Origin of the sequence: Pseudomonas graminis (genome assembly GCF_004364335.1) — a bacterium.
Classification (GTDB): Bacteria; Pseudomonadota; Gammaproteobacteria; order Pseudomonadales; family Pseudomonadaceae; genus Aquipseudomonas; species Aquipseudomonas graminis_D.
This window is the reverse complement of sequence record NZ_SOCR01000004.1, coordinates 24,462-38,446: the sequence shown is the minus strand read 5'-3', so window position 1 is coordinate 38,446 and position 13,985 is coordinate 24,462. Positions and strand designations below refer to the sequence as shown.

Genomic DNA, 13,985 nt, shown 5'->3' with positions numbered 1-13,985 from the left:
CCGCTTTGCCCATCCCCACCAGATGCGGCAAACTGGCGGCCTCGCGGGCGTCGCCCCTCTCAGCAGAATTCTATGACCCGTTCCCCGTTTCGCCGTCTTGTCTTCGGCACCGTGCGCCGCCTGCTTTACCTGTGGGTGCGCTCGGAGACGATCAACCAGTCGTCCTTCACCCTCAATCTCGACCGCAGCCGTCCGGTTTTCTATGCGCTGCAAAATCCTTCGATGAGCGATCTCGCCGTCCTCGACACCGAGTGCCGCAAGGCCGGTCTGCCGCGCCCGGTGCTGTCCGTGGCCGTTGGCAATCTGACCGAGCCGGCCGCGTTTTTCTACCTGACGCCCGAGCCTGACTGGCTGGGACGCCACGACAAACGCGGCGCGCCACCGACCCTTGAACGTCTGGTCAGCGCGGTCACGCAAAACGCCACTGAAGACGCGCAAATCATTCCGGTCAGCGTGTTCTGGGGCCAGTCCCCGGACAAGGAAGACAGCCCGTGGAAACTGCTGTTTGCCGACAGTTGGGCGGTGACCGGGCGTCTGCGTCGTTTCGTGACCATTCTGATCCTGGGCCGCAAGACCCGCGTGCAGTTCTCGGCACCGGTTCATCTGCGCGAGCTGGTCGATCAGAACAAAGGTTACGAACGCACGGTGCGCATGGCTCAACGCCTGCTGCGTGTGCATTTCCGCAACCTGAAGACCTCCGTGATCGGCCCGGACCTTTCGCACCGTCGCCATCTGGTTAAAGGGCTGGTGGCGGACCCGCTGGTCAGGCAGGCCATTCTCGACGAGGCCGCCCGGGAGAAGATCACCGAAGCCAAGGCCCGGGAAAAAGCCCTGCACTACGGCAACGAAATCGCCTCGGACTACACCTACACCGCCATCCGGTTTCTGGAAGTGGTGCTGAGCTGGTTCTGGAACAAGATTTACGACGGCATCAAGGTCAGTCACCTGGAGGGCGTGCAGAACGTCGCTCAAGGCAACGAGATCATCTATGTGCCGTGCCACCGCAGCCACATCGACTACCTGCTGCTGTCGTACCTGCTGTTTCGCAACGGCCTGACCCCGCCGCACATCGCCGCCGGCATCAACCTCAACATGCCGGTGATCGGTGGCCTGTTGCGGCGCGGTGGCGCGTTTTTCATGCGCCGCACGTTCAAGGGCAATCCGCTATACACCGCGGTGTTCAACGAGTACCTGCACACCCTGTTCACCAAAGGCTTCCCGGTCGAGTACTTCGTCGAAGGCGGACGTTCGCGCACCGGGCGCATGTTGCAGCCCAAGACCGGAATGCTGGCGATCACCCTGCGCAGCTTCTTGCGCAACTCGCGCATGCCCATCGTGTTCGTGCCGGTGTACATCGGTTACGAACGGGTGCTGGAAGGCCGGACCTACCTGGGCGAGCTGCGCGGTGCGGCGAAGAAGAAAGAATCGATCTTCGACATCTTCAAAGTCATCGGCGCGCTGAAGCAGCGCTTCGGCCAGGTGTCAGTCAACTTCGGTGAGCCGATCAAGCTGACCGAGTTTCTCGACCATGAGCAGCCGGACTGGCGCACTCAGGAACTGGGCCCGGTGTTCAAACCGGCCTGGCTCAACGAGACCACCCACCGTTTGGGCGAACGCGTGGCCCGCCACCTGAACGAAGCCGCAGCAATCAACCCGGTGAATCTGGTGGCGCTGGCGTTGCTGTCGACGGCCAAACACGCGCTGGACGATCAGGCCCTGGCGCGGGTGCTCGATCTGTACCTGACGCTGTTGCGCACCGTGCCCTACTCGCCCCATACCACGCTGCCGGAAGGCGATGGCCGGGCGCTGATCGACCATGTCAAAGGCATGAATCTGCTCTCGGAGCTCAGCGATGCGCTAGGCAAGATTCTGTACCTGGACGAGCAGAATGCCGTCCTGATGACGTACTACCGCAACAATGTGCTGCACATTTTCGCGCTGCCCTCGTTGCTGGCCTGCTTCTTCCAGAGCTCGTCGCGCATGAGCCGCGAGCAGATTCTGCGGTATACGCGGGCGCTGTATCCGTACCTGCAATCGGAGCTGTTCATCCGCTGGTCGCTGGACGATCTGGATGACGTCGTCGATCAGTGGCTGGCAGCGTTTGTTGAACAGGGCTTGTTGCGATTCGAGAACGGCGTGTACCTGCGCCCGGCGCCGAGCTCGCGGGCTTTCGTGCTGCTGACGGTGCTGTCGCGGGCGATTGCCCAGACCCTGCAGCGTTTCTACATGGCGATTTCGCTGCTGCTCAACAGCGGCCAACACACGCTCAGCGCCGAAGGGCTTGAAGAGTTGTGCACAACGATGGCCCAGCGGCTGTCGATCCTGCACGGCCTGAACGCGCCGGAGTTTTTCGACAAGAGCCTGTTCCGGCATTTCATTCAGACGCTGCTGGATCAGGGCGTTCTGCGCACCGACGCCGCCGGCAAACTGAGCTATCACGATATGTTGGGGGATCTGGCGGAAGGCGCCGCCAAGCGCGTACTGCCAGCGGAAATCAGGCTGTCGATCCGCCAGGTGGCGTTGCACCGCAGTGATGAAGTCGTTGGGGCGGCGCCGATCGCCTAAGCGACGAACCTCGCCCTATCAAATGTTTCACCTGACAAGGAGCCTCACATGAAACACATCCTGCTCACCCTCCTGACCACGGTGCTGGCCGCGTGCGCCCATGCGCCGGATAACCTGCCGGGCTCGGTGGATGGCGAGGTTTTTTACCTGCAGCGCATGGCGCTTCCGCCAACCGCGACGCTGAAAGTCTCGTTGCAGGACGTGACGCTGGCCGACGCACCCGCACAGATCCTTGCCAGCCAGAACGGTCCGATCAAAGGCCAGGTGCCGCTACCCTTTCACCTGACCTACGATCAGAAGCAGGTCCAGCCGGGTCACACCTATTCGGTCAGCGCGCGCATTGAAGTGGACGGCAAGCTGCTGATGCTCAGCACCGAGCGCTACACGGTGGACCTGACGCTGGACGAAAAACCGCCCGTCAAAATTCGTTTGAGCCCGGCCCGTTAATCGGGCGTGCACCACACACCGCTGAAAAGGACATTACCCATGCTGCGTCGCTCCCTCTCGTTCACTGGTATATGCGCAGGCCTGCTGTTATCGGCCAGTGCTTTCGCGTTGTCGCTCAATGATCTGTCGCAATCGGACGCCACCGGCGGGCTAAAGGATGCCCTGACCCAAGGCGCGCAGGTCGCCGTCAAGCAACTGGGCGTGCCGGGCGGGTTCAGTAACAACAAGGATGTACGCATCGAACTGCCGGGCAACCTGGGCAAGGTCGCCAAGAAGATGAAGCAGTTCGGCATGGGCGCGCAGGTCGATCAGCTGGAAACCAGCATGAACCAGGCGGCGGAGGCGGCAATGCCCCAGGCGCAGACGTTGCTGGTCGATGCCGTGAAGAAGATGAGTGTCTCCGACGCCAAAGCCATCCTCAAGGGCGGCAAGGACTCGGCCACGCAGTACCTGAGCACCTCCAGCCGCGAGCAGATCCGCGCCAAGTTCCTGCCCATCATCAAACAAGCCACTGACAAGGTAGGCCTGGCGCAGAAATACAACGCTTTCGCCGGTCAGGCCGCGACGCTGGGCGTGCTGGACGCGAAGAGCTCGAACATCGAAGGCTACGTCACCGAGAAGGCGCTGAACGGCCTGTTCGAAATGATCGCCAAACAGGAAGAAAGCATCCGCGCCAACCCGGCAGCGGCGGCGACCGGTCTGGCGAAGAAGGTGTTCGGCGCGCTGTGAGGTCAGTCTCCCCCGCAGGCCCCGGCCGCCCCAAGGACCTGGCCAAGCGCCAGGCCATTCTCGAAGCCGCCAAAAACCTGTTCATCAGCAACGGTTACGCCAACACCAGCATGGACGCCGTCGCCGCCGAAGCCGGGGTTTCCAAGCTGACGGTCTACAGCCACTTCGTCGACAAGGAGACGCTGTTTTCCTGTGCGGTCGTCGCGCGTTGTGAGGAGCAGGTGCCGGAGTTATTCGTGGATGTGCCGGTTGATCAGCCCGTTGAAAAGGTATTGCTCGGTATTGCCAGAGGGTTTCAGACGCTGATCAACAGCCCCGAGTCCATCGACCTGAATCGTTTGATCATCGCTTTGGGGCCCCAGGGATCATCGCTGACTCAGGTGTTCTTCGAAGCAGGACCGCAACGGGTCCTGCACGAGCTGGAGCGATTTCTTGGGAAGCTGAGCGGTACCAACGGGCTGCGCTTCGAATCGCCCCTTGATGCGGCGGGGCATTTTTTGAGTTTGATCAAAGGCGTGCACCATTTCAGGCTTCTCATCGGCACCGGGGAAGTACCGGACGAGCAAGCGGCTGACCACCATGTAAGGGACGTGGTAGCACTGTTCTTGAAGGCGTATCGGGTTTAGGGCTGTAGTTATGGTGGCGTGCGCACCGGCCTCTTCCCGGCTGAAGCCGGTCCTACAACACCTCGCGCGCAGTGGGACCGACTTCGGGTCTATCAGCGAGGCTCGTGCATCGGGCAGCCGTTGTGGCTGGCGCGGAAGCCTGAAGACAGCTCATAGGACGGCTTGCGCACCCGCATGACGCCGCCCAGTGGCCGGTGCTCGACCACGCCGTGCCAGGGGCTGAAGGCCATGCCGTCGTCGATTTCCTGCTGGCGTTCGTCCGACCAGCTGTCCTGGGGCGGCACTTCGATGCGGGCCACGGTCACGAATGGGCTCAGCTCTTCGGACCATTCCACCGAAGCGTCTTCAATCGGCATTTTTTCAAGGTCGGTGGCCAACTGGATACGCACTTCCCAAATCCCACCCTTATTTGCGAAGTGGCTGCGCACCGCTTCCCGCAAACCGTCGGGGTGGCCATTCAGGTCCACCTTCTGGTCGGTCAGGGCGGTGAGTTCAGGTGACACAGGCGCCACGCTCAATTTGCCGTAGTAGCGACCATAGAGAAACGGCACGATGCTGTTATAGGTTTCCCCGAGCAAATTCGTCATCGGGTGCCCGCCCAGTGACTTGAGCGTGCCACTCTCCCCGCCCATGGCTTCAACCGTCGACTCCAGACCACGAAACAATGCCGACAGCGCTTTCTTCATGTTGGGCATTTTGTCGGTGGTCTTTGCCAGCAACTTCAGGGTCTTGAGGAAGTCCTTGGGCGTGGCCGCAGTGAACGCCTTGGCGTTCTGCATGACGAAGTCCTGGGTGACTTGGCCTTCACTGCCCGGCAGGCGTGCGCCCTGCACACCGACCAGCTTGATGGCCAGACCGCGCGGCGTTGACACCTTGTCGTCGAGCAGGTCACCCGGATTGGTGGAGAAGCGCATCTTCACGTCCAGCGTGCCGGGATGCGCGAAGACGCCCTGCGCCAGCTCAGCGGGCAGGCCGTCCAGAATATGAATCTGGCCGTGCAGTAAACCATGGGCCTTGGCATGCACGCTGCGTATGGCATGGCCGCCATCCTTGTAGGTGGTTTCCAGAATGCTGTGCATGGCCTCGGCCAGCTCTTTGCTCGTCTGAGCCTCGTCATCGGGTATCTGCTCGAACTGCGGCTCGAACGGCAAAGGCGTCACGGACAATGGGGAAGTGCTCATCGGTTATCTCCGGCTACAGCTCTGGTCAGGGCATATCGCCGATGAGCGCACACCTGAAACGGTGGCTTGTCAGGCATCGGCACAGCAGAGGACTGCGCCGACGGTTGCCAGGTTCAGGTTTACCGGATGAGTGTCACGAACCCGTGCTCTTCAACGCCTTCTTCGGGTAAATGTCGTAGCGGCTGGATTTGCCGTCCAGGGCGTAGGAAGGCTTGGCCCCTTCGATGCACGGCGCCTTGCGCGGGCGTTTGACCACGACGCGGTGGGTCGCCAGCGCCAGCGCCGCTTCCAGCAAGGCAGGGGCGTCCATGTCGTCACCCACCAGCGGCCGGAACAGGCGCATTTCCTTCTTCACCAGCGCGGTTTTCTCACGATGGGGAAACATCGGATCAAGGTAAATGACCTGAGGCGGCTCGCCTTCCCACTGGCGAATCAGCTCGATGGAGTTGCCTGTAAGCAGGCGCATCTGCGCGATGATCCCGCCCACATCCAGATCTCTCGCCCCGCGCGCCAGGCCGTCTTCGAGCAACGCCGCGATGATCGGCTGGCGCTCGATCAGACTGACTTCGCACCCCAGACTCGCCAACACAAACGCGTCCTTGCCCAGCCCCGCCGTGGCATCCAGCACCCGAGGGCGCACGCCCGGCTGAATGCCCACGGCCTTGGCGATCATCTGCCCGCTGCCGCCGCCAAACAGACGCCGATGGGCCGCCTTGCCTTCGATGAAATCCACGCGCACCGGGCCCGGCACGTCGTCACCCAGTTGCTGCAATTGCAGGCCGTCTTCGGCCACCTGCAGGGCAAAATCCGCGTCTGCATCGTCCAGCGGCAAACCCAGTCGCTGCGCCCACTGCGCTGCGGTTTCCTGCCCGTCGGGGGTCAGGCTGTCGACCCGAATGCGGCTGCCCGCGTGCTGCTCAGTCATTGTCTCTACGCGCTCAAATATTCTTAATGATTGGCAAGATCTGCCGATAACAAAAGTATCCGGCATTTTGCCAGACCCACGGGCTGTACTGAGCGCTTATGTCAGACATTCAGCAAACCTCCTCGATAGGCTATTTGACGTACGCAGGCGACTACAGCGTACGCAATACCCAAACCCTGAGCGGCGTCACGCAGCTCTGGCAGGATGCGTTTACCCGTGCGATGGCTCAGCAGGTCGATGACAACGCTGGCGCCACTCCTGAATACAGCGCCGTCGCCACGACGGACAACCTGACCGGCGAGCCGATTGCTGGCGCCAGCGCGCTGAGCAAGATCGTCGAGCAACGTGAATGCCCGATCCAGGACAAGGAAATCGCGCCGCCGGAGCCTTTGTTTCTGCCGATTGCCGAGTTTGAATGGGATCTGGCCGACAAGCCCGCCAAGCCGTTCACCGCGATGGAAATGATCGAGCAGCAACGCAACCTCAAGTTCGATGACACCTGGGTCCGCCCGACCGTCCTCAACCCCTACGATGACAGCGTTGAACCCGGCCCGGGCCCTCAGCCTCGCCCACTGTTCCTGCCGATTGCCGAGTTCGAATGGGACCTGGCCGACAAGCCTGCAACGCCATTCAGCGCTGAAGAAATGACCGAGCAGCAGCGTCATCTGGCCTTCGATAACGGTTGGGCGCGGCCGATTGTGCTGCAGAACCTTCGTCTCGCTGCCTGACGCAGGCCGTAACCCGGCGCAAGCACACACCCCCGCTCGCCTCCCCTAGCGACACACCCGCCAGCGTCCCATGTCCAGGTGAAAGTGGTTACGGTGCGCGGCGTTGTATTCCGGGCTCAGCACCGTGTTGAACTGCATGCAGGCGCCATCCCTCACCATTCGCAGAAAACGCCCCTCGTCACCCTCGTCTTTCCAGTCCTTGAGCACCGAAATCCTGCGCCCGTCTGCCAGTCGAAACCCGGCGATGTCCAGCGCGTTGGCGGTCGCGTGCTGGCTCAGGCGGCCTTCGCTGCGGTTGTAAATGTTGCGGCAGGCGAAGCTGCCCAGGTGATCAACCTGGGTGACCTTTTGCCCGAACACCGCCTTGGCCGCTGGCTGCAACTGGTGAATATCGAACAGCGCGTACGCCACGGCCAGGCGACAACTGGACAGAAAACTGCTGCTCAGCGCGACGTCGCCGCCCTGAATACGCAGCGCGTTGGTCAGCGGGCATTTGGCGTCGGCAGCGCTGTCGGCCTGATGGGTGTAACGCAGGGTCGAGGTTTGCAACGCGGCCTCGCACAGCGCCGGGTCGTCCTGCAGTCGCCAGAGCTTGAAGGGGGTGACGAGATTGGGCTCGTCCCGCACATTCAGCGGGGCCCACGGGTTCCAGCGGTCAGCGACAGGCAACCAGCCACGCCAGATCGACACCGCGACCGCTGCGCTGATCAGAACCAGTAGAAGAAAGAAGGTCGAGCCGCGCATGCAGGAAGGTTCTCGTCTGACGGAGGGATGAGTCCACCCTATCTCGACCTCAGAGCAGCCCGAGTTGCTCCACTTGCCGACCGCGATCCAGCTGCGGCAGATCGGGCAGCCCCGGCAGCAGGGTCATCAACTGATGGTGAAAACGACGGGCCAGTTGCGGCGAGGCGATGTTGTCAGGCGTGTGCAGAAACACCGAAGGCGTGCGCCCCTCCTCGATCCAGCCGGCCACTTTTTCCGCCCACTGCACGATGAAGCCTTCGTTGATCGCCTCATCCGGCCCGCCGATGAAGCGCACTTGAGGGAAGGACGTGAGCGCAGCCGGACGCGGCGGAACCTTGGGCTTCTTCGATTGCGCATGAAGCACGGCAGGCTCAGTGGAAACGCAGCTGAACAGCGGCCGGGAATCAAGACAGATCCGCTCGACGCCTCGGTCGAGCAACAGGCGATTAAGCTGACGCTCGTCTTCGCCCTTGGTGAAAAACGCCATGTTGCGCACTTCCACCGCCAACGGTCGGCCTTCCAGTGCATCAATGAAGGCAGCCAGTTCATTCAGCCGATGGGGACCGAAACTGGCCGACAGCTGCAGCCACAGCGGTTGAAGTCTCGACCCCAGCGGAGCAAGCAGTTGCAGGAAATCCTCCACCGCGCCCAGGTGCTCGCGCAGGTCGCCGGCATGGCTGATGTCACGGGGGATTTTTGCAGAGAAGCGGAAGTGCTCGGGCAAGGCGTCCGCCCAGCGCTGAACGATCTCCGGCTTGGGACGTGCGTAAAACGTGGTGTTGCCTTCGACGGCGTTGAAGACCTGGGCGTACAACCCAAGCAAATCCAGGTCCGGGGCGTCCGGCGGGTACAGCGACTCACGCCAGGCTTTTTCGCTCCAGGACGGGCAACCGATGTAGTAAGGCGGGTCAGCGAGGTTCAAACGTGGAGGTCGAGCCCGGAGACTTCGAGGTCCCAGTCGACGAAGGTCGAGGTCATTAGATAGCTGCTGAGCGCGTGCGCGACTCGGGTGCTCATGGCACGGGGGAAAATGATGTCTTGCTGACGCGCGGGCACGTTTGCCGTGGTCCCGGTCTGGCGACGGGCCACTTGCGGATTCACCTCGATCTCGTCATTCACTTCCTCGAACGTACCATCCACCGACGCAGAATCCCTGCGTGGCTTGCGCTTGATCGGGTATGAACGTGGTGAGGGACCGGTGATTCGCATCATGCTTACTCGGCGTCTGATAGTGGCAATTTAGTCTCACAGTAAGCCGTTAAGCAAACATGCGAACGATAACTAGACCACACTTATTGCGAATTGTTTAAAGCAGCCTGAATTTTATGCAGATTTATCGCCGAACGGTCATGAACAGTGTGACCTGCGTCGCAGATCGGGCGTGGCATGGCGCATTCACTGGCCGTGTGGATGCCCGCAGTTTGTATGAACGGCTTGCTGGCGAACACCATTCAACACGTTACTTCAGCGGTGCCGGATGCGACAGGTTCGCCAGCAAGCCGGCTCCTACAGTTTTGCGAAGGGCCGGGATACAGGATTGATCCTCAACGCGCTTTTGGCGTGGCGACTTTATCGCGAAGGTAAACCGGTTGAGCGTCGTCGGCAACGATGGCTTCGCCACGGTGCCAGGCGAACCTGCCGAGGGTCAGCAGGTCCTGGGCGTGGGGTAACAGGGTGGCGTCCTGGGCACTGACAACGGCGGCAATGCGCTCGGCGTAACCCCAGCCTGTGCCCGCGCCGAACCAGTCGCCTGTCGCAGCGCTCGGCAAGACGGCATGTTCCGGTGCCATGACAGCCTCTTCACCCGCCAGCTTCATCTCTCCCGCCACTTCGCGGTAGCAACCCCAATACACCTCATCCATCCGCGCATCGATGGCGGCCGCGACCTGAGTGGCGCCCTGCTCGCGAAACGCTCGTTGCGCCAGCGCCGCGAGGTTGGAGACCGGCAGCACCGGGCGATCCAGACCGAAGGCCAGCCCCTGAACCACCCCGATGGCAATGCGCACGCCGGTGAACGCGCCCGGCCCACGGCCGAAGGCGATGGCGTCCAGCGCCGACAGGCCGATGCCCGCCTCGGCCAGCAGGTCCTTGATCATCGGCAAGAGTTTTTGCGCATGCAGGCGCGGGATCACCTCGTAGTGAGTCAGCACTTTGCCATCGTGCAGCAAAGCGACTGAGCAGGCTTCAGTGGCGGTGTCCAGGGCCAGCAAGGTGGTCATCGGGGTTTCCATCGTTGTGCGAAAAAAGTGCCGCATTATAAACAACAACGACCCGCAAGCGGGCCGTTGTTCAATGCCTTGAGACGCGAATCAGCTCAGGGCTTCAAGCACCTTGGCGGTGATCTGCTCGACCGAGCCCACACCTTCGATGTGACTGCACTTTGGCGTGCCGTCCTGAGCCTGCAGCTTGGTGTAGAACTCCACCAGTGGCTTGGTCTGCGAATGGTAAACCGACAGGCGATGGCGAACAGTGGCTTCGACGTCATCCTTGCGCTGAACCAGTGGCTCGCCAGTGACGTCATCCACGCCTTCAACCTTAGGCGGGTTGTACAACGTGTGATAAACGCGACCTGAACCTTCGTGAACGCGGCGACCAGAGATGCGCTTGACGATCTCTTCGTCGTCGACCTTGATCTCGATGACGTGATCGATGGCCAGGCCGGCTTTCTTCAGGGCTTCAGCCTGAGGAATGGTGCGCGGGAAGCCGTCGAACAGGCAACCGCCGGCGCAGTCCGGCTCGGACAGGCGATCCTTGATCAGGCCGATGATCAGGTCATCGGAGACCAGGCCGCCGCTGTCCATGACGCTTTTGGCTTTCAGGCCCAGTTCACTACCGGCCTTGACCGCAGCGCGCAGCATGTCGCCAGTGGAAATCTGCGGAATGTTGAATTTCTCAGTGATGAACTTTGCCTGAGTACCTTTGCCGGCCCCGGGAGCTCCCAGCAGAATCACGCGCATTGTTGTGCTCCTCAAATTTTTATAGAGATATCGTCGGATTCGCCTAAATGGGGCCAATCGCAAAATTTTACTGACCCAACGGCCAAAGGCTGATCAAGATACACAGCCGATTCATGGCGCACAAGACGCCGAAAGTCGCAGTAACCCGCGAAAAACCAGTAGCTTGGCATCGATCGACGCAAGGGTAGGACCTCGTGCAACTGCGTGACGCCGCACCGCTCATGACACTTCAGGTGCGGCCGAATGAAAGGGGTCATGTTCATTCGGCCGGGATGCCTGCCCGTCAGCCGGTGTTGCGCAATCCGGCGGCGATGCCTGCGACAGACACCAGCAGCGCCTGCACCAGCGGACTGTCCAGACTCGCGTCCTGGTGACGGGAACGTGCCAGCAACTCCGCCTGCAATAAATGAAGAGGGTCGAGGTAGGTGTTGCGCAGGCTGATGAACTTCAGCGTTTCCGGGCTGTGGGCCAACAGCCGCGACTGGCCCGTCAGGCCGAGCACCACGTCACACGCCTGCGACAATAGGCCGCGCAAATGCGTCCCCAGATGCAGCAGTTTCGGTTCCACCAGACGTTCGTCGTAGAGCTGGGCGATGTCGCTGTCGGCCTTGGCCAGCACCATTTCCAGCATGTCGATGCGGGTGCGGAAGAACGGCCATTGCTCGCGCATCTCGGCGAGCAGATCCCCTTGACCGCGCTCCAGCGCCTTGCTCAACGCGTTTTCCCAGCCCAGCCAGGCGGGCAGCATGAGGCGCGTCTGGGTCCAGGCGAAAATCCACGGAATCGCGCGCAGGCTTTCCACCCCGCCTTCGCGGCGCTTGGCCGGACGGCTGCCCAACGGCAAGCGGCCCAGCTCTTGTTCCGGGGTGGCCTGACGAAAGTATTCGACGAACTCCGGGTCTTCCCGAACCACGGCGCGGTAGGCGTTCACACCGTCTTGCGCCAGTTCGTCCATCACCTGACGCCAGCCCGGCTGCGGCATCGGCGGCGGTTGCAGCGTGGCTTCCAGCACAGCAGCCAGATACAGGTTGAGGTTCTGTTCGGCGATGTCCGGCAGGCCGAACTTGAAGCGGATCATCTCGCCCTGTTCGGTGGTGCGGAAACGCCCCGCCACCGAGCCCGGCGGCTGCGACAGAATCGCCGCATGTGCAGGGCCGCCGCCACGACCGACCGTGCCGCCGCGACCGTGGAACAACAGCAGCTCAACTTCCTGCGCGCGGCAGATCTCAACCAGTTTTTCCTGCGCCCGGTACTGCGCCCAGGCCGCAGCGGTGGTGCCGGCGTCCTTGGCCGAATCCGAGTAGCCGATCATGACTTCCTGCGGACCTTCCAGGCTTCGGCGATAGGCAGGAATACTCAACAGCTGCTCGATCACCGGGCCGGCATTGTCCAGGTCGGCGAGGGTTTCGAACAACGGCACCACGCGCATGGAGCGCTGCAGACCGGCTTCTTTCAATAGCAGTTGGACGGTGAGCACATCGGAAGCCGCGCCGGCCATGGAAATCACGTAGGAACCCAGCGATGCTGCCGGCGCAGCCGCAACCTCACGGCAGGTGGCGAGCACTTCGGCGGTGTCCGCTTCAGGGCTGAAATGCGCGGGCAGCAGTGGGCGCTTGTTATCCAGTTCACGCAGCAGGAATTCGATGCGCGTCGGCTCATCCCACTCGTCATAGCGACCCAGCCCGAGGTATTCGGTGATCTCGCTCATGGCCGAGCTGTGCCGCGTGGAATCCTGGCGCACGTCGAGCTTTACCAGGAACAGGCCGAAGGTCACCGCGCGACGCAAACAGTCGAGCAGCGGGCCATCGGCGATCACGCCCATGCCGCATTGGTGCAGCGAGTCGAAACACAGTTGCAACGGTTCAAGCAGCTCGCGATTTTCGTGCAACACGTCTTCCGGCGCGACCTGGGTGACACTCAGTGAAGCGTGGGCCCAGTTGCGGGTGGCACGAAGCCGCTCACGCAGTTGCTTGAGGACACTGCGATAAGGTTCGGCGCTGTCACCCGCAGCTTCCATGAGCGCAGGGCTGGCTTGCTGCATCGACAGTTCGGCCGCCAGATGATCAACGTCGCGCAGGTACAAGTCGGCGGCCATCCAGCGCGCCAGCAGCAGCACTTCCCGCGTGACAGCAGCGGTGACGTTGGGGTTGCCATCGCGGTCGCCGCCCATCCAGGAAGCGAAGCGAATCGGCGCCGACTCCAGCGGCAGGTGCAGACCGGTCGCGACGTGCAACGCCTGATCGGCCTTGCGCAGGTAGTTGGGAATCGCTTGCCACAACGAATTCTCGATGACCGCAAACCCCCACTTCGCCTCGTCGACGGGCGTGGGGCGGACGCGGCGGATTTCCTCGGTATGCCAGGCTTCGGCAATCAGTCGCTGCAGACGCTCGGTGATCTGCTCACGCTCGTGACGGTTCAGATCACGATGATCGAGCGCCGCCAGTTGCGCAGCGATGGCGTCGTACTTCTGAATCAGCGTGCGCCGCGCGACTTCGGTCGGGTGAGCGGTCAGCACCAGTTCGATTTCCAGCGTGGACAACTGCTGCGCCAGCGCTTCGGGTGTCTGCCCGGCCTGTTTCAGGCGTTCCAGCAGTTCGGGCAAGACGCGGGATTCAAACGGCTGCGGTTTGCCGTCATCGCGACGATGGATCAGCTGATATTGCTCGGCGATGTTCGCCAGATTGAGGAACTGATTGAACGCACGTGCGACCGGCAGCAACTCGTCCTCACCCAGATCTTCAAGACTGGAGCTAAGCTGCTCGGTGAGCTGGGTAGACGCGTGGCGATCAGCCTTGGCGCTTTTACGGATGCGCTCGATCTTCTCGAGGAAATCAGCGCCGTGCTGATCACGAATGGTGTTGCCCAACAGCTCACCCAGCAGGTGAACGTTCTCGCGCAATCGTGCATCGATATCAGCCATCCAGCCCTCTCCTTCAGCTTTATTGTTTTTACCGGCGAGTCCTTGCGGGGGTCCATTCGCTGCTGCCGAACGGAACGCCCTGCGGGGTCTCGTTTCTATTGGTGTGTATAGAGCGACAAATTGATGTCCATACGCAACCCTCGACGCACTTTCACCGCCGGGG

Annotated in this window: 13 protein-coding genes; 5 read left to right on the top strand and 8 right to left on the bottom strand. The window is 61.8% G+C overall.

Features of this window, described 5'->3' with window-relative positions:
- Positions 1-72: 72 nt before the first annotated feature.
- Genes plsB through EC919_RS07545 form a run of 4 tightly spaced genes read left to right on the top strand, consistent with a single transcriptional unit; the run spans position 73 to position 4,367 of the window.
- On the top strand, positions 73-2,565 hold the full coding sequence (gene plsB / locus EC919_RS07560; RefSeq protein ID WP_133772694.1) for a glycerol-3-phosphate 1-O-acyltransferase PlsB: 2,493 nt from the start codon (positions 73-75) through the stop codon (positions 2,563-2,565).
- A 48-nt stretch (positions 2,566-2,613) separates the two neighbouring features.
- Positions 2,614-3,012, top strand: coding sequence for a YbaY family lipoprotein (locus EC919_RS07555; protein WP_133772692.1), 399 nt, complete (start codon positions 2,614-2,616; stop codon positions 3,010-3,012).
- 39 nt (positions 3,013-3,051) lie between these two features.
- On the top strand, positions 3,052-3,741 hold the full coding sequence (locus EC919_RS07550; RefSeq protein ID WP_133772690.1) for a DUF4197 domain-containing protein: 690 nt from the start codon (positions 3,052-3,054) through the stop codon (positions 3,739-3,741).
- A complete protein-coding gene (locus EC919_RS07545; RefSeq protein ID WP_133772688.1) occupies positions 3,738-4,367 on the top strand; it encodes a TetR/AcrR family transcriptional regulator in 630 nt (209 codons plus the stop codon). The genes EC919_RS07550 and EC919_RS07545 overlap by 4 nt, the downstream gene beginning before the upstream one ends.
- Positions 4,368-4,459: 92 nt before the next feature.
- Here EC919_RS07545 and EC919_RS07540 read toward each other — a convergent pair whose 3' ends face one another.
- Entirely contained in the window at positions 4,460-5,548 is a 1,089-nt protein-coding gene (locus tag EC919_RS07540; RefSeq protein ID WP_133772686.1) for a catalase family protein, read from the bottom strand.
- A gap of 133 nt (positions 5,549-5,681) precedes the next feature.
- Entirely contained in the window at positions 5,682-6,473 is a 792-nt protein-coding gene (locus EC919_RS07535; protein WP_133772684.1) for a class I SAM-dependent methyltransferase, read from the bottom strand.
- A 98-nt stretch (positions 6,474-6,571) separates the two neighbouring features.
- Here EC919_RS07535 and EC919_RS07530 point away from each other — a divergent pair, with 98 nt between their 5' ends.
- Complete coding sequence (locus tag EC919_RS07530; RefSeq protein WP_133772682.1) at positions 6,572-7,201, top strand: energy transducer TonB; 630 nt, start codon at positions 6,572-6,574, stop codon at positions 7,199-7,201.
- Between the two features lie 45 nt (positions 7,202-7,246).
- On the opposite strand, the gene EC919_RS07525 is transcribed toward EC919_RS07530, so the two are convergent.
- From EC919_RS07525 to ppc, 6 genes are all read right to left on the bottom strand, one after another.
- Positions 7,247-7,945, bottom strand: coding sequence for an extensin family protein (locus tag EC919_RS07525; protein ID WP_133772680.1), 699 nt, complete (start codon positions 7,943-7,945; stop codon positions 7,247-7,249).
- A 49-nt stretch (positions 7,946-7,994) separates the two neighbouring features.
- Positions 7,995-8,867: a DUF72 domain-containing protein gene (locus tag EC919_RS07520; RefSeq protein WP_133772678.1), complete on the bottom strand. Its 873-nt coding sequence runs from the start codon at positions 8,865-8,867 to the stop codon at positions 7,995-7,997.
- Positions 8,864-9,154, bottom strand: a complete 291-nt coding sequence (locus tag EC919_RS07515) for a hypothetical protein (protein ID WP_133772675.1) — start codon at positions 9,152-9,154, stop codon at positions 8,864-8,866. The genes EC919_RS07520 and EC919_RS07515 overlap by 4 nt, the downstream gene beginning before the upstream one ends.
- Before the next feature lie 335 nt (positions 9,155-9,489).
- Positions 9,490-10,164, bottom strand: coding sequence for a tRNA (adenosine(37)-N6)-threonylcarbamoyltransferase complex dimerization subunit type 1 TsaB (tsaB, locus tag EC919_RS07510; RefSeq protein WP_133772673.1), 675 nt, complete (start codon positions 10,162-10,164; stop codon positions 9,490-9,492).
- Positions 10,165-10,254: 90 nt separating this feature from the next.
- Complete coding sequence (gene adk / locus EC919_RS07505) at positions 10,255-10,902, bottom strand: adenylate kinase (RefSeq protein ID WP_133772671.1); 648 nt, start codon at positions 10,900-10,902, stop codon at positions 10,255-10,257.
- 283 nt (positions 10,903-11,185) lie between these two features.
- A complete protein-coding gene (ppc, locus tag EC919_RS07500; RefSeq protein ID WP_133772669.1) occupies positions 11,186-13,822 on the bottom strand; it encodes a phosphoenolpyruvate carboxylase in 2,637 nt (878 codons plus the stop codon).
- Positions 13,823-13,985 lie beyond the last annotated feature (163 nt).